General features: G+C 72.3%; 16 protein-coding genes and 3 tRNA genes. 13 read left to right on the plus strand and 6 right to left on the minus strand.

Annotated elements, in window-relative coordinates:
• Positions 1 to 28: 28 nt before the first annotated feature.
• Positions 29 to 820, minus strand: coding sequence for a type I methionyl aminopeptidase (map, locus tag IF651_RS06265; protein ID WP_191828258.1), 792 nt, complete (start codon positions 818 to 820; stop codon positions 29 to 31).
• Positions 821 to 959: 139 nt separating this feature from the next.
• On the opposite strand from map, the gene IF651_RS17980 reads away from it, so the two are divergent.
• The 5 genes from IF651_RS17980 to IF651_RS06290 all read left to right on the plus strand — a co-directional run bounded on the left by IF651_RS17980 (position 960) and on the right by IF651_RS06290 (position 6,625).
• On the plus strand, positions 960 to 1,997 hold the full coding sequence (locus IF651_RS17980; RefSeq protein ID WP_191828259.1) for a substrate-binding domain-containing protein: 1,038 nt from the start codon (positions 960 to 962) through the stop codon (positions 1,995 to 1,997).
• 202 nt (positions 1,998 to 2,199) lie between these two features.
• Positions 2,200 to 3,600: an ABC transporter substrate-binding protein gene (locus IF651_RS06275; RefSeq protein WP_191828260.1), complete on the plus strand. Its 1,401-nt coding sequence runs from the start codon at positions 2,200 to 2,202 to the stop codon at positions 3,598 to 3,600.
• Positions 3,601 to 3,731: 131 nt separating this feature from the next.
• Complete coding sequence (locus IF651_RS06280) at positions 3,732 to 4,718, plus strand: carbohydrate ABC transporter permease (RefSeq protein WP_191828261.1); 987 nt, start codon at positions 3,732 to 3,734, stop codon at positions 4,716 to 4,718.
• Positions 4,715 to 5,656 (plus strand): carbohydrate ABC transporter permease, encoded by a 942-nt coding sequence (locus IF651_RS06285; RefSeq protein WP_191828262.1) that lies wholly within the window; start codon positions 4,715 to 4,717, stop codon positions 5,654 to 5,656. The genes IF651_RS06280 and IF651_RS06285 overlap by 4 nt, the downstream gene beginning before the upstream one ends.
• A 60-nt stretch (positions 5,657 to 5,716) precedes the next feature.
• Complete coding sequence (locus IF651_RS06290) at positions 5,717 to 6,625, plus strand: EamA family transporter (protein ID WP_191828263.1); 909 nt, start codon at positions 5,717 to 5,719, stop codon at positions 6,623 to 6,625.
• Here the strand turns inward: IF651_RS06290 and IF651_RS06295 are convergent.
• Both IF651_RS06295 and IF651_RS06300 read right to left on the minus strand, forming a co-directional pair.
• On the minus strand, positions 6,605 to 7,234 hold the full coding sequence (locus tag IF651_RS06295) for a bacterial proteasome activator family protein (RefSeq protein WP_191828264.1): 630 nt from the start codon (positions 7,232 to 7,234) through the stop codon (positions 6,605 to 6,607). The genes IF651_RS06290 and IF651_RS06295 overlap by 21 nt on opposite strands.
• 78 nt (positions 7,235 to 7,312) lie before the next feature.
• The gene (locus tag IF651_RS06300) at positions 7,313 to 8,290 is read right to left on the minus strand and encodes a zinc-binding dehydrogenase (protein WP_191828265.1); all 978 of its coding nucleotides are present in this window, start codon (positions 8,288 to 8,290) and stop codon (positions 7,313 to 7,315) included.
• A gap of 232 nt (positions 8,291 to 8,522) precedes the next feature.
• On the opposite strand from IF651_RS06300, the gene IF651_RS06305 reads away from it, so the two are divergent.
• From IF651_RS06305 to IF651_RS06335, 7 genes are all read left to right on the plus strand, one after another.
• Positions 8,523 to 12,308, plus strand: a complete 3,786-nt coding sequence (locus IF651_RS06305) for a sensor histidine kinase (RefSeq protein WP_191828266.1) — start codon at positions 8,523 to 8,525, stop codon at positions 12,306 to 12,308.
• Positions 12,309 to 12,344: 36 nt separating this feature from the next.
• Positions 12,345 to 12,794, plus strand: coding sequence for a roadblock/LC7 domain-containing protein (locus IF651_RS06310; RefSeq protein ID WP_021483502.1), 450 nt, complete (start codon positions 12,345 to 12,347; stop codon positions 12,792 to 12,794).
• A gap of 10 nt (positions 12,795 to 12,804) precedes the next feature.
• The gene (locus IF651_RS06315) at positions 12,805 to 13,221 is read left to right on the plus strand and encodes a DUF742 domain-containing protein (RefSeq protein ID WP_191828267.1); all 417 of its coding nucleotides are present in this window, start codon (positions 12,805 to 12,807) and stop codon (positions 13,219 to 13,221) included.
• Positions 13,222 to 13,261: 40 nt separating this feature from the next.
• The gene (locus IF651_RS06320; RefSeq protein ID WP_422110459.1) at positions 13,262 to 13,966 is read left to right on the plus strand and encodes a GTP-binding protein; all 705 of its coding nucleotides are present in this window, start codon (positions 13,262 to 13,264) and stop codon (positions 13,964 to 13,966) included.
• Positions 13,967 to 14,079: 113 nt separating this feature from the next.
• A tRNA-Ser gene (locus IF651_RS06325) sits at positions 14,080 to 14,164 on the plus strand.
• Between the two features lie 229 nt (positions 14,165 to 14,393).
• Positions 14,394 to 14,867: a VldE C-terminal domain-containing protein gene (locus tag IF651_RS06330; protein WP_191828268.1), complete on the plus strand. Its 474-nt coding sequence runs from the start codon at positions 14,394 to 14,396 to the stop codon at positions 14,865 to 14,867.
• A gap of 139 nt (positions 14,868 to 15,006) precedes the next feature.
• A tRNA-Ser gene (locus tag IF651_RS06335) sits at positions 15,007 to 15,098 on the plus strand.
• A gap of 106 nt (positions 15,099 to 15,204) precedes the next feature.
• On the opposite strand, the gene IF651_RS06340 is transcribed toward IF651_RS06335, so the two are convergent.
• Positions 15,205 to 16,575 (minus strand): FtsX-like permease family protein, encoded by a 1,371-nt coding sequence (locus IF651_RS06340; protein ID WP_191828269.1) that lies wholly within the window; start codon positions 16,573 to 16,575, stop codon positions 15,205 to 15,207.
• The gene (locus IF651_RS06345) at positions 16,572 to 17,333 is read right to left on the minus strand and encodes an ABC transporter ATP-binding protein (protein ID WP_191828270.1); all 762 of its coding nucleotides are present in this window, start codon (positions 17,331 to 17,333) and stop codon (positions 16,572 to 16,574) included. The genes IF651_RS06340 and IF651_RS06345 overlap by 4 nt, the downstream gene beginning before the upstream one ends.
• A 268-nt stretch (positions 17,334 to 17,601) precedes the next feature.
• Between IF651_RS06345 and IF651_RS06350 the strand changes: the two genes are divergently transcribed.
• A tRNA-Arg gene (locus IF651_RS06350) sits at positions 17,602 to 17,674 on the plus strand.
• On the opposite strand, the gene IF651_RS06355 is transcribed toward IF651_RS06350, so the two are convergent.
• Complete coding sequence (locus tag IF651_RS06355; RefSeq protein ID WP_191828271.1) at positions 17,640 to 18,116, minus strand: helix-turn-helix domain-containing protein; 477 nt, start codon at positions 18,114 to 18,116, stop codon at positions 17,640 to 17,642. The genes IF651_RS06350 and IF651_RS06355 overlap by 35 nt on opposite strands.
• Positions 18,117 to 18,120 lie beyond the last annotated feature (4 nt).

The following is an 18,120-nucleotide window of genomic DNA, read 5'->3' on the forward strand; positions in this document are numbered from 1 at the left end:
ACGCGTGCAGGTCGATCTCGGCGGGTGGTCAGTCGCGGGGTTCGCGTGCGGTCAGGATGACGGGGCCGGCGTCGGTGATGGCGATCGTGTGCTCGGAGTGCGCGCCGCGCGATCCGTCGGCGGAGCGCAGGGTCCAGCCGTCGGGGTCCGTGAAGATCTCGTCGGTCGTCTCGAGGAACCAGGGCTCGATCGCGATGACGAGCCCCGGCTTGAGCGGGAACCCGCGCTTGCGGCGGCCGTCGTTCGGTACGTGCGGCTCGCCGTGCATGGTCCGCCCCACGCCGTGCCCGCCGAAGTCGGTGTTGATCTCGTATCCGGCCGCGTGCCCGACGTCCGCGATGGCAGCAGAGATGTCGCCGACCTTCTTGCCGGCCTGGGCCGCCGCGATCCCGGCCTCGAGCGCGCGCTCGCTCGTCTCGATGAGCTTGCGGTCCGCCTCGCCGAGGGCGCCCGCGCGAGCCTGACCGACGACGAAGGACACCGCCGAGTCCGACACCCAGCCGTCCACCGACGCCGCGAAGTCGATGCTCAGCAGGTCGCCGTCGCGCAGCGCGTAGTCGAACGGCAGTCCGTGCAGGACGGCGTCGTTGACGGACGTGCAGATCACCTTGCCGAACGGCATCGCGCCGAAGGACGGGTGGTAGTCGACGTAGCACGACTCGGCACCGCGCTCGCGGATCATGCGGTGCGCGACCTCGTCGAGCTCGAGCAGGTTCGTGCCGACCTTCGCGGCGGCGCGGACCGTCGTGAGGACGTCCGCGACGAAGCGGCCCGCCGGTCGCATCTGCTCGATCTCGCGGGGTGTCCTCAGCTCGATCATCGGTGTCCTTCCGGGGCAGGGGGTGCGGTCGCGTGGTCCACGATATCGGGCGCCCTCCGGCCGGGACGCCCGGAGAGCGGTCCCCGGGCCGGTGCTCGTGCCTCGCGGGTCGCACCGGGAGGGTGGAGAATCACCCCTCGTGGCAGGCATCGACGACGTCGCGAGAGCCGCCGGGGTATCCACGGCGACGGTCTCGCGCGCCCTCAGGGGTCTGCCGAACGTGTCGGCGGCGACGCGTACGCGCGTGCTGGCCGAGGCGGCCCGGCTGCGGTACGTCCCGACGCCGTCGGCGTCCTCGCTCGCGACCGGTCGGACCCGCACGATCGGGCTGCTGACCCCGTGGGTCAGCAGGTGGTTCTTCGCGAACGTCATCGAGGGGGCGGAGCGCGCGCTGCGCGACCTCGGGTTCGACGTGCTGCTCTACACGTTCGACGTGCGCCGGTCCGCGGTCCGGCGCCGGGTCGACCCGCACGTGCTGCGCCACCGTGTCGACGGGACGCTGGTCGTCGGGCTCGGGCTGGACGACGACGAGGTGCGATCGCTGGTCGGTCTGGGGCGCCCGCTCGCGTTCGTCGGCTCCGGGCCCGCGGACCAGGTGACCGTCCGGCTCGACGACGTGGCGACGGGTCGTGCCGCGACGCAGCACCTCGTCGACCTGGGGCACCGCGTCATCGGGCACGTCACGGGTGTCCCGGACCGGGACTCGCCGTGGACCCCGCCCGTGGGGCGTTCGCGAGGCTACGCACGCGCTCTCGAGGACGCGGGGGTCCGGTACGACCCGAGCCTCGAGGTCGACGGCGACTTCGACGTCGAGGGCGGGCGTGCCTCGACGACGGCGCTCCTGCGCGCGCGACCCGACGTGACGGCCGTGTTCGCGTCGTCGGACGAGATGGCCATGGGTGCGATCCTCGCGGCGCGCGACCTGGGGCGACGCGTCCCGCAGGACCTGTCGGTGATCGGCGTGGACGGCCACGACCTCGGAGAGCTCGCCGGACTGACGACGATGGTGCAGGACGCGTACCAGCAGGGCGCGGACGCGGCGCTGCTCCTCATGGAGATGATCGGCGGTGCCGAGGTGCCAGCGAGCCTGACCTACCCGACGCAGCTCGTGCAGCGTGCGTCGACCGGCCCGCCCACGCAGGAGGGTCCCGCCGCGGCGGCTCGCGGCGGCGAGTGAACGCTCCGGGCGGTCCCGACGGTGCGGCGCCTGTGACGAAATCGTTACCGGATGGGTGCCGTCCTGTGGTTGCAGAACGCCTATGTAAACGCTTGCATGGTTCACGGGCGAGAGCGCACCCGCGCTCGCGACGTCGCGACCCACCAGGCCGGACCGGCCGGTGCCCGCTGCGTCCGCGCACACGACGAGGTGGAGGGTTGACATGACCAGGAGCACGATCACGAGGACCCGGCCGAGGCGCCGGGCGCTCGCCGTCGCCGCGAGCGGCGCGAGCCTCGCACTGGTCCTCGCCGCGTGCGGCGGCGGGGACGACGGCGGCGACGGCGGCGGCGGTGACGGCGACGCCTCGGCCGCGGAGATCGACTGCGCCCCCTACGAGGAGTTCGGCGACATCGACGGGACCGAGGTGCACGTCTACACCTCGATCGTCGACCCGGAAGGGGCGACGATGCAGGCGTCGTTCGAGCCCTTCACGGAGTGCACGGGCGTCGACGTCGACTACGAGGCGTCGCGCGAGTTCGAGGCGCAGCTCCTCGTGCGCATCCAGGCGGGCAACCTGCCCGACGTCGCGTTCCTGCCGCAGCCGGGGCTGCTGCGCACGATCGTCGAGGACACCGGCACGGTCGTGCCCGCGCCCGATGCCGTCGCGGCGAACGTCGACGAGTTCTTCGACCCCGCCCTGAAGGAGTACGGGACGGTCGACGGGACGTTCTACGCGGCGCCCATGGACGCCAACGTCAAGTCCTACGTCTGGTACTCGCCGACGGCCTTCGCCGACGCCGGGTACGAGGTGCCCCAGACCTGGACCGAGCTCATGGACCTCACCGAGCAGATGGCGAGCGACATCGGCGGGCCGCCGTGGTGCGCGGGCGTCGAGTCGGGCGACGCGACCGGCTGGCCCGGGACCGACTGGGTCGAGGACATGATGCTCCGCACGGCCGGGCCCGACGTCTACGACCAGTGGGTCGACCACGAGATCCCGTTCAACGACCCGCAGGTCGTCGCGGCGTTCGACGCCGCCGGCGAGGTCCTGAAGAACCCGGACTACGTGAACGCCGGCCTCGGAGGCGTCGACTCGATCGCCACCACGCCGTGGACCGACGCCGGCTTCGGTCTCCTGGACGGCAGCTGCTACCTGCACCGTGCCGCGAACTTCTACCAGACGCAGTTCCCCGAGGGCACGGACGTGTCCGAGGACGGCGACGTCTTCGCGTTCTACCTCCCCACGGACCAGACCGACATCAAGCCCGTGGAGATCGGCGGCACGTTCGCGGCGGCGTTCGACGACCGTCCCGAGGTCCAGGCGTTCCAGACCTACATCTCGAGCGCGGACTGGGCGAACGCCAAGGCGCTGGCCACGCCGAACGGCGGCTGGGTCAACGCGAACAAGCAGCTCGACCCCGAGAACCTCGCGACCGACTTCGACAAGCTCTCGGCCGAGATCCTCGGAGACCCGGCGTCCGTGACGCGCTTCGACGCGTCCGACCTCATGCCGGGCGAGGTCGGGTCGGGGACGTTCTGGACCGCGATCGTCAACTGGCTCACGGGCTCGAGCACGCAGGAGGTGGTCGACCAGGTCGAGGACTCCTGGCCGACCTCCTGACCTGACGCGGGAACCCCGCGGGACACGCGAGCCGGGGCCGTCGTACGGCGGCCCCGGCTCAGCGCGTCCCGACCCACGCACCCCGCGCACCGCCCGCGCGACACCGCCGTCGGGCAGAACGGAGCCTTCGCATGGACTTCCTGACCGATCCGTCGACCCCCGCCGAGAAGCTGGGGCTGATGGTGATCGCCATCCTCGCGTTCGTCCTCGTGATGGGCGCGATCCTCTTCGCCGTCGACCGGCCCAAGCGGATCCCGCGCTGGGCGGTCGCGGTCGGCTTCCTCGGCCCGGCGGTGCTCCTGGTCATCTTCGGCCTCGTCTACCCGGGGATCCGGACGATCTTCTCGTCCTTCTACGAGAACAACTCGGAGTTCGTCGGCCTCGACAACTACGTCACCGCGTTCACCACCGACCAGTTCCAGGTCGTGCTCCGCAACACCGCGATCTGGGTGATCACCGTGCCCGTCGTCGCGACCTTCATCGGGCTCGTCTACGCCGTGCTCGTGGATCGGACCCGGTTCGAGAAGCTCGCGAAGACGCTCGTCTTCCTGCCCATGGCGATCTCGATGGTGGGCGCGTCGATCATCTGGAAGTTCGTCTACGAGTTCCGTCCGGACCAGGCCAACATCCAGCAGACGGGGCTGTTGAACCAGGTGCTCGTCTGGCTCGGCATCCCGCCCCAGCAGTTCCTCATCGGCGAGCCCTGGAACACCTTCTTCCTCATCGTCGTGATGATCTGGATCCAGACCGGTTTCGCGATGACGGTGCTGTCCGCGGCGATCAAGGCCATCCCGGACGACATCGTCGAGGCCGCGCGTCTCGACGGGCTCCACGGGATCGGCATGTTCCGGTACATCACCGTGCCGAGCATCCGCCCGGCGCTCGTCGTCGTCGTGACGACCATCGCGATGGGCACGCTCAAGGTCTTCGACATCGTCCGCACGATGACGGGCGGGCAGTTCGGCACCTCCGTCGTCGCCAACGAGTTCTACACGCAGAGCTTCCGGCAGAACAACATCGGGCTGGGGGCGGCGCTCGCCGTGATCCTCTTCATCCTCGTCATCCCGATCGTCGCCTACAACGTCCGCCAGCTCCGCATCTCGGAGGAGTCCCGATGACCGCGCCGATCCCGTCGACCGAGCTCATCGAACCGGAGGAGACCAAGGGCACGGGCCGTCGTCCCGTCGGCCGCATCTCGCGCGCGGAGAAGCGCGCGATCGCTGCCAAGGGCAGGCTCGCGTCGCCCTGGGGCTCGGCGGCGGCGATCATCATCGCGCTCCTGTGGACCATCCCCTCGATCGGGCTCCTCGTCACGTCGTTCCGCCCTCCGCTCGACATCCGTCGCTCGGGTTGGTGGACCACGTTCAGCGACCCGCAGCTCACGCTGGACAACTACGACGAGGTGCTCTTCGGCGGGGCGGACCTCGCCTCGTTCTTCGTCAACTCGATCGTCATCACGCTGCCCGCCGTGGTCATCCCGATCTCCGTCGCGCTCCTGGCCGCCTACGCGTTCGCGTGGATCGACTTCAAGGGCCGCAACATGCTGTTCGTCGCGGTCTTCGCGCTGCAGATCGTCCCCATCCAGATCACGCTCATCCCGCTCCTGTCGCAGTACGTGGACTGGGGCATCAACGGCACGTTCTGGACGGTGTGGCTCTCGCACTCGATGTTCGCCCTGCCGCTGGCGATCTTCCTGCTCCACAACTTCATGAAGGACATCCCCGCGTCCCTCGTCGAGGCCGCCCGGGTGGACGGCGCGGGGCACGTGAAGATCTTCTTCCAGGTGCTGCTCCCGCTGCTGGTCCCGGCGATCGCCTCGTTCGCGATCTTCCAGTTCCTGTGGGTGTGGAACGACCTCCTGGTCGGCCTGACCTTCGCGAACCAGGACTCGCGGCCCCTGACCGTCGCCGTGGCGGACCTCGCCGGCACGCGCGGCAACGCGTGGCACCTGCTCACGGCAGGCGCCTTCGTGTCGATGGTCGTCCCGCTCGTGGTGTTCCTCCTCCTCCAGCGCTACTTCGTCCGCGGTCTGCTCGCGGGCTCGGTCAAGGGCTGAGCGGCGTCGTCGGGCACCCTGACCCGGTGCCCGACGACGGCGCGTGCCTAGAGTCGTCGGGTGACCGACCGACCCTCCGGAGCGCTCGAACGCGTCCCCGTGCCGGCGCTGTTCGTCGTCTCCGGGCTGACGCAGTACCTGGGCGCGGCGATCGCCGTCGGCCTGTTCGCCGTCGCCGGTGCGGTCGAGGTCGGCTGGCTGCGGATCGCGGCGTCGGCCGTGCTCCTGCTCGTGTGGCGCCGGCCCTGGCGCGCGCGATGGTCGCGGCACGACCTGGCGTGGGTCGTGGTGTTCGGCGTCGTGCTCGCCACGATGAACCTGGCGTTCTACGTCGCGATCGACCACCTGCCGCTCGGGACCGCCGTCGCGATCGAGTTCTGCGGGCCGGTCGCCGTCGCCGCGATCACGGGGCGCGGGTGGCGCGAGCGCGGTGCGATCGTCGTCGCGGCGCTCGGCGTCGTGCTCCTCGCGGGCGTCACCGTCGGGTCGGGGATCCCGCGGGCGGACCTCGTCGTCGGCTTCGTGGCGATCGCCGTCGCGGCCGCCTGCTGGGCCGGGTACATCGTGCTCGGCCGCCGGGTCGCGGGCGCCGGGGCCGGCGTGACCTCGCTGTCCGTGGCCATGACGTGCGGGGCGCTCGTCTTCGCACCGCTCCTCGCGCTGCCGTCGCTCCCCGTGCTCGCCGACTGGCGGCACGTCCTCGCCGTGATCGCGATCGCGGCGTTCTCGTCCGTCGTGCCGTACGCGCTCGAGCAGCTGATCCTCGGTCGGGTGAGCGCGGCGACGTTCTCCGTCCTGCTCGCGCTCCTGCCCGCCACGGCGGCCGTCGTCGGTGCCGTGGTCCTCGCCCAGCTCCCCACGCCGCTCGAGCTCGCGGGTCTCCTGCTCGTCTCGGGTGCGATCGCCATGACGGCGCGGCGCCGAGACGGGTCGGCCGCGTCCGACGTGTCAGAGATACTGCCCGGGTGAGGGCCGGCGGTCCGGTCCCTCCGGAGCGTCGCCGACCCCCGGTACGCCCGGCCCCGCGGGCATCGCTCCCGGTGGCAGCGCACGTCGCATCTGCGACAGCTGCGACTGAGCGGCCATCTGCTGCGCGACGAGCGCCGTCTGGATGCCGTGGAACAGGCCCTCGAGCCACCCGACGAGCTGGGCCTGGGCGACGCGCAGCTCTGCGTCGGTCGGCACGACCTCGTCCGTGAACGGCAGGGTGATCCGGTGCAGCTCGTCCACCAGGTCGGGCGAGAGACCGTCCTCGAGCTCGGCGAGCGACCGCTCGTGGATCTCCGCGAGGCGCGTGCGGGCAGCCTCGTCGAGCGGGGCGTCCCGGACCTCGTCGAGCAGCTTCTTGATCATCCCCCCGATGCGCATGACCTTCGCCGGCTCCTCGATCACCGCCGACGGGCTGCGGTCGGGGTCGGGCGAGTCGTCGCTCGCGACGACGTTCACGCCCGTCCCGTCCGGGGTCACCACCGTCACCCGCTCGGGAGGGTCGCCCGACCCGCGGGACGGCGCACCGCCCGTCCCGGCGGACGCGGCGGGACGTTCCTCTGGCTGCTGGTCACGGGTCTCGTCGGGCATGGGGACAGTCTGGCGCGACCCGCCCACGCGCGCAGGGCCTGGGCGTCGTCGGACGGCCCGGAAGGGCGCTCCGGGCCCTCACGGGACGAGCAGCACCTTGCCGAACACCTCGCCGGACTCCAGGAGCTCGTGCGCGCGTGGTGCCTCGTCGAGCCGCAGCCGCTCGTGGACGACGGGTCGGACCCGGCCGTCCTCCACCATCGGCCACACGTGCGCGAGCACGTCCCGGACGATCTGCGCCTTCTGGTGCGCCGGCCGCGAGCGCAACGTCGTCCCGGCGACCGTCGCGCGCCGAGTCAGGAGCCGTCCCAGGTCGAGCTCGGCGCGACGACCCTTCTGCATCCCGATCACGACCAGGCGTCCGTCCGGCGCGAGCGCGTCGAGGTTCCTCTCCAGGTAGGCAGCGCCGACGACGTCGAGCACCACGTCCGCCCCCCGGCCCGCCGTCGCGGCGTGGACCGCCGCGACGAAGTCCTCCGCGCGGTGGTCGACTGCGACCGTCGCTCCCAGCCCCCGGCAGCGCGCCGCACGGTCCGGTCCGCCTGCGGTCGTCACGACGTGCGCGCCGAGCGCCGCGCCGAGCTGGATCGCGACCGTCCCGACGCCGCCCGACCCGCCGTGGACCACGAGCCACTCGTCGCGGGCCAGCCGGCCGACGTCGACCAGGTTGTTCCACGCGGTGCAGACCGCCTCCGGCAGGGCGGCGGCGTCCACGAGGTCGACGCCGTCCGGTGCGGGCAGCACCTGCGAGGCCCGGACCCGGGCCTGCTCGGCATAGCCGCCGCCGTCGAGCAGCGCCACCACCCGGTCACCGGGCGACCAGCCCGAGACACGGTCCCCCACGAGGGCGACGGTGCCCGCGACCTCGAGGCCCGGCCACTCCGGCGCACCTTCCGGTGGCGGATACGAACCGGCGCGTTGCAGCAGGTCAGCGCGGTTCACGCCGGCAGACACGACGTCGATGACGACCTCGTCGGGTCCGGGGGTCTGGTCAGGGAGCTCGGAAACGGTTAGTTTCTCAGGGCCACCAGGGCTCGTTGTCGTGACGCCTCGCACATCTCCGAGGCTACGCCTGCAGGATCTGGGGGGTGCCGGTCGAGCTGTCAGCGGCGGTACCGGACGGTCGTCCAGGACCGCGATGGAAGCGCGGTCACGGATTAGGCGTCCGGGGGATGTGCACCGATAGTTAGTACGCACGACCGGGCGACCGGCGCAAGCGCGCAGGAGCGCGGCCGCCGTCGGACCGGGTGGAACAGGGTGTTGGAGGCAGGTTCACATGCTCCGTAGGTTGAGCGTCCGCGGGAAGGTCCTCGCGGCCCTCGCCGTGCCCGTTCTCGTCCTCTTCCTCGCCGCCGCGGTCATCTCCGGGCAGGCCATCACCGCCGCTCGGGCCGCGAGCCAGACGAGCGCGCTCACCGCCGCGCTGGCGGTCCAGGACGTCGCCGGCACCGCGATCGCGGAGGAGCGGGCCCTGTCGATCCTCGAGGCCAAGGGGGTCGAGGGCGCTCGCGAGCAGATGCTCGCGCAGCGCGACGTGACGGACGACGAGCTGGACAAGCGCGACGCGCGGTTCAAGCGCCTCGACCTGTCGGGGCTCGACCCGCGCGTGCAGACCGCGGTCGACGAGACCATCGCCGACCGGGCCGAGCTCGACGCCGTCCGGACCGCCATCGACGGCTCCGGCGGCATCGGCGAGCTTCCGCGGACGGACTTCTACACCAACCTGATCGACGGCGCGCTCGACGTCCCACGCACCCTCGCCGACACCACGGAGGACCGCGACCTCGCGCAGTACCTCGACACGTACGTGGTCGTCGACGAGCTGCTCGCGCAGCAGGCGCTCGAGCTCCCCGTCGCCGCCGGTGTCATCCAGGCCGCACAGGTCGGGCCGGTCAACATCTCCGAGTCCCAGACCGCCGCCTCGCTCCTCGCCTCGGGTGACGCGCTCGCCGACGAGGCACGGACCGCGGTGCGCGGTCTGCCCGGCGACATGCTCCTCGCGCCCCCCGGGCCCGGCTACCAGCAGCTGCGCCGGAACGTCACGTCCGCCCGTCCCGAGTCCATCCCGGCGGCGGCTGCCGCCCAGTGGGAACAGCTCGCGGCCGCGGACCGGCAGAACGTCCTCCCGGTGCGCGACGACGTCCGTGCCCAGACCGACGACAAGGCCCAGGACTTCTCGACCGCGGCCACGACGCAGGCGATCGTCACCATCGCGGCAACGCTCGCCGCGGTCGTCCTGTCGATCCTGATCGCCGGTCTCGTCGCGCGCACCATCGTGAACCCGCTGCGACGCCTGACGACCGCGGCGGAGGACGTGCGGGACAGGCTGCCGATGCTCGTGGAGCAGGTCGCCGTGCCGGGTCAGGGCCCGGGCATCGACATCACCCCGATCTCCGTGGAGTCCACGGACGAGGTCGGCCAGCTCGCGACGGCGTTCAACGACGTGAACTCGACGACGATCACCGTCGCGCGCGAGCAGGCCGCGCTGCGCGGGTCCATCGCGGAGATGTTCGTCAACGTCGCCCGACGCGACCAGGTCCTGCTCAACCGTCAGCTCGCGTTCCTCGACGACCTCGAGCGGTCCGAGGAGGACCCCGGCACGCTCTCGAACCTCTTCCGGCTCGACCACCTCGCGACCCGGATGCGCCGCAACGCGGAGTCGCTCCTGGTTCTCGCCGGCATCGACTCCGGACGCCGTGTGCGCCAGCCGATGCCCGCGTCCGACGTGATCCGTACCGCGTCCTCGGAGATCGAGCTCTACGACCGGGTGCGGCTCAACCTCGTGGTGGACCCGCTCATGCTCGGGCACAACGCGCTGAACGCGGCGCACCTGCTCGCCGAGCTGCTGGAGAACGCCACGATGTTCTCCGAGCCGCACACACCCGTCGAGGTCACGACGGGACGTGACGAGCGGTTCGTCTACGTCACGGTCCGCGACCACGGGCTCGGTATGACCGAGGCCGAGATCGCCGACGCGAACCGCCGGGTCGCGACGAACGCCGCGACCGACGTCGTCGGTGCGCAGCGCCTCGGCCTCTTCGTGGTCGGACGCCTCGCGGACCGGCTCGGCACCAAGGTGCGCTTCAGCGCGGTCGGCGAGGGTGCCGGGACCGAGGTCGTCGTCTCGTTCCCCGCCGCGCTGTTCGTCCCCGACTCGAACGTCCCGCTGCAGGCACCGACCGACCCGCTCGAGGTCGCGCGGCAGGGTACCCAGCAGATCGGCGCCGGGACCGGGCAGACGCCGGTCTTCGCGCCGTCCACCGCCGGCGCGTCCGCCGAGCTTCCCGCCGTGTCGGCGCAGAACCCGACCGTCGAACAGCTCGCCCCCGTGGCGAGCACGACCCAGTCGACGCCGGTCGTCGCGGAGCCGCCGCTGGCCGTGCCCGTCGACATCGAGGCGCTGACGGACGGGACCACGGGGACGGGGATGCCCCGACGTCGGCCACGGACGGCCGACGCGGCGGCGTCCGCGCCGAGCGCCTCGCTGGCCTCGGGCCCCGAGACGGGTGCGATCGTGCTGCCCCCGCTCGCGACCCCGGCGCTGCCGGACGACCTTCCGCAGGCCGAGGAGTCCTGGAGGCCGCCGGCCGGGATCGCCGCACAGGGTGCCACCCTGCCCAGCAGGTCGAAGCCTGCGCCCGTCGTCGAGGACACCTCGTCCACCGAGTCTCCCGTCCTCGACGTGAGCACCCGCAGCGCGCTGTTCTCCAGCTTCCGGCCGATGGGTGCCAACCCGTCGGAGGGTCACACCGTGGAGCTGGCCGCGGCACCCGACGTCACGGCGACCGACCTGCCGGTCGTCGACGACGCTCGAGCCGACTACGAGCCCGTCTCGTCGGCCGACCTGTGGGCACCGGAGCCGGCTGCGGCGGAGCAGTGGGCACCGGCGCCCCCGGCTGCCGAGCAGTGGGTTCCCGAGCAGCACCGCTACGAGGAGCTCGACGACGCCACGCGCATCGTGCCTCCCGTCGCGCCGGCACCGGCGGACGAGACGCACCCGGACGAGTCCTACGCCGCCCGGGCTCATCACACGGACGTCCCGGTCATGGAGCCGGGCCCGGCGTCCGAGGCGTCACCGGAGCCGGTGGACGAGGAGCGGGGCGAGGTCCCGCCCGAGCTCACGTTCGAGGCGCTCCCTCGATTCGACGAGCTCATGGCCGACCTGCCCACGCGCCGCTCGCTGCGTGAGAGCCAGGCACGCAAGCGCGGCCTCTTCGGCCGCCGTCCGCGTCCGGACTCCGGCCCGGACGCGACCCCCGCCGTGGGGTCCGTGCCTGCGCGCGGTGCGGCCCCGAGCACCGCGTCCGCTGCCGCGGTGCCCCACGAGTCGCCCCACGGGACGCAGCCCAGGCCGGCGGAGTCGGCTCCGGCTGTGCCGGCACGGACGTCCGCGTTCGGCCAGCGGCCGGCGGCTCTGCCCGCCGTCGCCCGTGCGGAGGAGAGCCCGGAGGCGACGCGACCCGCGGTCGCGCCCGCCGGATCGGGGCGGGCCGACGCGGAGATGTCGGCCTTCGCGCCTCCGACCGTGGCTGGGCCGTGGAACCCGGACGCTGCGGCGGCCCCGGACGCTGCGACGTCCTCCGCGCACCCACCCGTCGGCGCGACCGGTGCGCCCGGGAGTGCTGTGCCCGCCGGCCGGGCACCCCTGGCCCGGCGCAACCCGGAGCCGCTGGAACCCCTCGACCCCGAGTACATCGCCGACTCCGTCGAGGCTCGCTCGGACTGGATGGCTTCGGCGGTCCTGTACGAGGAGATGTCGACGCTGCTCCAGGGCAGCAACAACTTCCAGGAAGGTACCTTGGCGGACCCGGACGACGGTACGTACCAGCCCGCGAGGGTGGACTCGACCACGACGAGCGGGCTCGCACGACGTTCTCGCGGGTCGGACCGCGACGGCTACGTCGACCGCTTCACGGCACGGATCGACCGCGATCCCGAGCAGCTTCGTGCCCGTCTCTCGGCATTCCAGTCGGCCACGGCCCGTGGCCGCGTCGAGGTCCAGGACGAGACGAGTTCGACCTGGACCCCCCAGAGCATGGATTATGTCCCTGATTCAGCGCCCCAGGCGCGGTGACCAGCTGCCGTCCGCGGCAACTGACGAGGAGGAAGTGTGAACGCGCTCAGCACCGAGGCCACGAATTTCGGGTGGCTCCTCGACAACTTCGTGCGTACGGTCCCGGGCAGTCGGCACACGCTCGTGGTGTCGGCCGACGGGTTGCTCATGGCGATGTCCGACCAGCTCGACCGCACGAGCGGTGACCAGCTGGCGGCGATCGTCTCGGGCATGTCCAGCCTGACGCGGGGTGCGGCCCGCCAGCTCAACGGCGGGAACGTCCGGCAGGCCATCATCGAGATGGACAACGGGTTCCTGTTCCTGATGAACGTGTCCAACGGGTCGGTGCTCGGGGTCGTCGCCGAGGCGAACTGCGACATCGGCCTGATCGGGTACGAGATGGCGCTCCTGGTCTCCCGCACGGAGGCGACCCTGACGCCGCAGCTGATCTCCGAGATGCGGGGTAGCCTCCCCGTGGACGGAGCTACCCGGACGCCGGTGGGATGAGGTCTGATCGATGACGAACGTACCTTTTGGAAGCGTGGGAGCGCACGGCTCCGACGGCTACGAGACGGCCACGGTACGGCCGTACGCCGTCACAGGGGGCCGCGTGCGGTCGGCGACGTCCGACCTTCCGCTCGAGGCGCTCGTCGAGGTCATGCCCGGGGCGGTCAACAGCTACGGGCTGCCGCCGGAGAAGCGTGCGATCCTGCAGCACGCCGCGCACACCTATGTCTCGATCGCCGAGCTCTCCGCGCTGCTGCGGCTGCCGCTCGGCGTGACGAAGGTGCTCGTGGCGGACCTGCAGGAGGACCGGTACATCACCGTTCACACGTCGACCCCGGTGAACGTCCACACCGGTCACGGCGGCAACCACTCGGGCATGTCCCTGAGCGTCTTGGAGAGTGTTCTCAATGGCATTTCCACCCTCTGAGGGCGGCGTCCCCGCGCGGCCGGCCGGGCAGCCGTCCGGCGTGATCGGTGGCGCACCGGGTCAGCCCGCGCAGGGAACCGTTGCCGGTCAGTCCGCTGCGCGTCCGGCGCCGGGCTCGGTCGCGACGCAGGCGCGCGGCGCGCAGCCGGGTGCTCCCGCGCAGGGGCCGGCCGCGGCTGAGCGCCGTGCGGCTCCCACGGTCGTGAAGATCGTCGTCGCGGGCGGGTTCGCCGTCGGCAAGACGACGTTCATCGGCTCCATCTCCGACGTCGAGCCGCTCAACACCGAGGCTGCGATGACGGAGCACTCGGTGGGCGTGGACGACGCGGGCGGGGTGTCCGACCGCAAGACCACCACCACGGTGGCCATGGACTTCGGTCGCGTCTCGCTGCCCGGGAACCTGTGGCTCTACCTGTTCGGCACCCCCGGTCAGGACCGCTTCCTGTTCATGTGGGACGACCTGGTGCGCGGCGCGATCGGCGCGGTCGTGCTCGTGGACACGGACCGCCTGGAGCAGTGCTTCCCCGCGATCGACTACTTCGAGTCCCGCAACATCCCCTTCGTCGTGGGCGTGAACTGCTTCGACGGCGTGGCCAAGCACAAGCTCGAGGACGTGCGCGAGGCGCTGCAGATCCCCGCCCACGTCCCCATGCTCTACACCGACGCCCGCTCGCGCGCGGCGACCAAGCAGACGCTCATCGCCCTCGTCCAGCTTGCGATGCGCCAGCTGCGCGGCACGGCCTGACCGTTCTCGCACCTACCGAGCCACGACCTCGGACAGGACGCCGCCCGACGAGGCCCACCGTCGTCGTGCACCGGTGGACGTGCCAGAATGGCGGGTCGAGCCGTCAGGCTCGAGGAGGGCTGACAGAGCGGCCTAATGTGACGGTCTTGAAAACCGTTGTTCCGCAAGGAACCGGGGGTTCGAATCCCTCGCCCTCCGCTGCGAGATCATGGGCACCGTGACGACGGGACGTAGACCTTCGGTGACGCGGCCCCGCACGCGTGAGGTCCCGGTGCGGCGGCGCGTCGTCCTCGCGCTGTGCGTCGCGGTGGTGGCGCTCGGAGGGTGCGCGGCGCCGTCGTCGGTCCCGAGCGTGGAGCTGTGCACGACGATGCACCCCGCGGACGCCGTGCCGGGACCCGGGGGGTCAGCCGACCACGATGCCTGCGTGGCGGGCATCGAGGCCGGCCTGGCCGCGGAACCGCCCGTCGTGCCTGCTCTGGACCAGCCGAACCGGATGCTCGACGACCCGACGTCCGACGGGCGGATCACCGCGCGCACGGCGCAGGTCATGGATCTTGCCCGGTCCACGTTTCCTGACGCCGACTGGTCGTGCTGGTCGCCGCGGCCCGGAACCCGGTCGGAGCATCCGTTGGGCCGTGCGTGCGACGTGACGTACGGCAACTCCCTCGGCGAGGCCGCGTCGGGCGGTGCGCTGGAGCAGGGGTGGGCGCTGGTCGCCTGGCTGCAGACCCACGCGGAGGTGCTCGGGACGGACTACGTCATCTGGCAAGGCGGAATCTGGTCCTCGCGATGGCGTGGTGCGCAGTGGCGGCCCTACGACGGTGGGGGCATGCACGATCCCGAGGACGTCACGGGCGGCCACTTCGACCACGTCCACGTCACCGTGCGAGACACCTGAGCCCTACCTGTCGGCCGGCACGGGCGGCCGCTGCGGGACGGTCCACACACCGATGAACCATCCCGGGGGCGACGTGGTTTGGTCGTGCGCGGACCCGCCGGTACTCTGGCGTCGCGGGGTGCTGTGAAGCGCACCGCGAGGAGACGTCGCATAGTCAGGTCTAGTGCGCCACCCTGCTAAGGTGGTAACGGGGCAACCCGTTCGAGGGTTCAAATCCCTCCGTCTCCGCCAGGAAGGCCCCGGCTGCCTCGAGCCCGGGGCCTTTTCTGTTGCCACCATCCGAGTTGTCAGCGCGTGGTGAGTGCCGGGGCCCAGGTGGCGCTGACAGCTCGTGGGCTCAGGTGCCCGACGTCGCGAGCGCCGCCCGGACGACGAACCGGGACGCGCCCGCTCCCGCGAGGACGAGCGCCGAGGCTGCGACCACGCACAGCAGGAACTGCACGACGACATCGACGTTCGCGAACGCGTTGATCCCGATGACGGGGACCATGAACATGAGCGCGCCGAGGGTCGCGACGCCGACGCTCACGAGGAGCGGCACGAGCGTCTCGCGGAACCTGGCCCGGTCGAGCGTGCGCAGGTCCGTGCCGGCGAGGACGAGCGTGCGGTACTCGGCGCGCTGGTCGATCACCCGGCCCGCCTGCATGACCCCGGTCGACACGGCGGCGAGCACGCCGGCGATCGCCAGGGTCAGGAACCCGCCGGTCCGTAGGTCGGCGACGAACACCGCCTCGTCGGGGTTCGGCGCCGCGTCCGCACCCAGCAGCGCGAAGATGCTCGTGAGCCCGGCGATGAACGTCGCGAGCGCGACGCCGCCCACGGAGCGCCAGGCGGTGCGCGGGCTGTCGACGATGCGCCGCCCCGCCAGCAGCGTCGGCACGCCCCGCGCCCCGCGCGCCGTCGCCTTCCCCGCGAGCCAGATGACGAACGGCCCGACGAGGTTCAGCGTCGCGAACCCGATCAGCAGGATCACGGTGAGCACGGTGACCACGACGGCGACCGACCCGAAGGACAGGTTCGTCGCGATCACCAGCGCGACGAACGCCAGCCCGAACCCGAGCAGCCGGACCGCGCGCAGCCCGGGAGGCGTCACGCGCGCGGCGACCCCCAGCGGTGTGACGACGACCCGGCGCAGGCTCGCGAGGGCGGAGACGAGCGCGATCACGACGACGAGCAGCACCGCCCCGAGCAGCGCAGGCACCCCGACCCACAGCTCCCCGAGGCCGAACGTGCGTCCCTGGAACCGGAGCTGCGCGACGAGCGGCAGGAGCGCCGCGTAGCCGACGATCCCGAGCAGCGCGCCGGTCACGGCCTGCGCGGCGGCGTCGAGCACGGTGAGGGTCGTGACCTGGCCGGTCGTCGCGCCGGCGAGGCGCAGCGCGGCGAGCCGGGCGTCGCGCCGTGCGACGGCGAGGCGCGCGGCCGCGCCACCGAGCGTGACGAGCGGGACGAGCAGCAGGAGCGACGCGATCCCGGCGAGCACCGGGTACTGGGTGTCGAAGGACGTGACGGTGTCGTCCAGGCCCGTGCGCATGCCGTCGATCCCGCCTGCCCGCGCGAGGAAGGCGCCGAAGCCCCCGACGACGACGAGCAGGATCGCCGTCGTGGTGGCGAACGCGATGACGGCCAGCACGGTCGTCAGGCCCTGCGGGTCGCGGTCGTCCGCACTGCGACGGCGCAGGAGCCACCAGAGGTCGACGGTCCTCATCGCACGGCCCCCTGGTCCGTCGGGGAGGCGGAGCGGGTGGGGTCGGCGCGGAACTCGCCGGAGATGCGGCCGTCGCGCATGGTGACGGTGCGCGAGCAGTGCCGGGCGACGCCGGCGTCGTGCGTGACGACGACGAGTGCTGCCCCGGACGCACGCGTCGCGTGCGTGAGGACGTCGAGGACCTCGGCGCCGGTCGACTGGTCCAGCGCGCCGGTGGGCTCGTCGGCGAACACGACGCCGGGAGAGCCGACGAGCGCGCGGGCGATCGCGACGCGCTGCGCCTGCCCGCCGGAGAGCTCGCCCGGTCGGCGCTGCTCCATCCCGGCGAGCCCCAGGTGTGCGAGCCAGCGGGCCGCGACGGCGGTCGCCTCGGCGCGCGTGGTGCCCGCGAGCATGAGCGGCAGGGCGGCGTTCTCGACGGCGGGCAGCTCGGGCAGCAGCTGGCCCGACTGGAACACGAACCCGAAGTCCTGACGGCGCAGCACCGTGCGCCGGGTCTCGGAGAGCGTCGCGACGTCCTCGCCGCGCCACGCGACGGTCCCGGACGTGGGCGTGAGGATCCCGGCGAGGCAGTGCAGGAGCGTCGTCTTGCCGGAGCCGGACGGTCCCATGATCGCGAGCGACTCCCCGGGGTGGATCGTCAGGCTCACGCCCGCGAGCGCGTGCGTCGTGGCCTGGTCGGTCCCGTAGACCTTGGTGAGGGCGGTCGCGACGAGAGGCGAGCCGCCGGGCGTGGGCGGGGGAGCGGGCTGTGTCATCCCCCGATCCTGTGCCGTGGCCCACCGGGCCGCATCGGGCCGGGGACGGGACGTCGTCGGGCCGGGGTACGACCAGGGGTGGACGGCGCGTGCAGCGTCGGGATGACCGTGCCCGACGGCGGCGCGCCGGGTCGGCGGTCCGCGTGCCGGCCGCCGTGGCGTCGGTCACCCGGAGCCGTCGCGTGCCGCTGTCGGTTTGGGAACAGCGCGGGGACGCGGTAGTCTTCTCGACGGCCGATGAGCGATCGCCGGCCGATCAGCACGACCAGCGCCCGTAGCTCAACGGATAGAGCATCTGACTACGGATCAGAAGGTTGGGGGTTCGAATCCCTTCGGGCGCACACCATCACGAGGCCCCGGAACCGCAACGGTTCCGGGGCCTCGCTCGTGTGCCACGGCGTGCTCGGCCCGGGTGCGGAGGGTGTCGAGCACCTGCGTGGTGATCTGCACGTGCTCGGGTGCGATGCCGGCGCTCAGCGGCGCGGTCGCGTGCCCGACGAGCGCGCGTGCGGCGTCGAGCACGTCGTGGCCGCGCGCTGTCAGGGTCGTGCGATCGGCCAGCAGGCCGCGACGGGCGAGCGCATCGGCGACCGCGGAGACGTGGGCGTCAGGCGCTCCCAGGGCACGGACGACGGCGTGGGGTGGCGCGCCGCCCGCGGTCATGCTGAGCACCACCCACTCGTCGTACCCCCGGATCTCCGTGTCGCGCAGGGTGCGCACGAGCAACGCGCGCAGCGCGTTCTCGGTGGGTCCCACCACGGTGGGCAACGGTCGACCGTTCATCTCG

The organism is Cellulosimicrobium arenosum (assembly GCF_014837295.1).
Taxonomy (GTDB): Bacteria; Actinomycetota; Actinomycetes; order Actinomycetales; family Cellulomonadaceae; genus Cellulosimicrobium; species Cellulosimicrobium arenosum.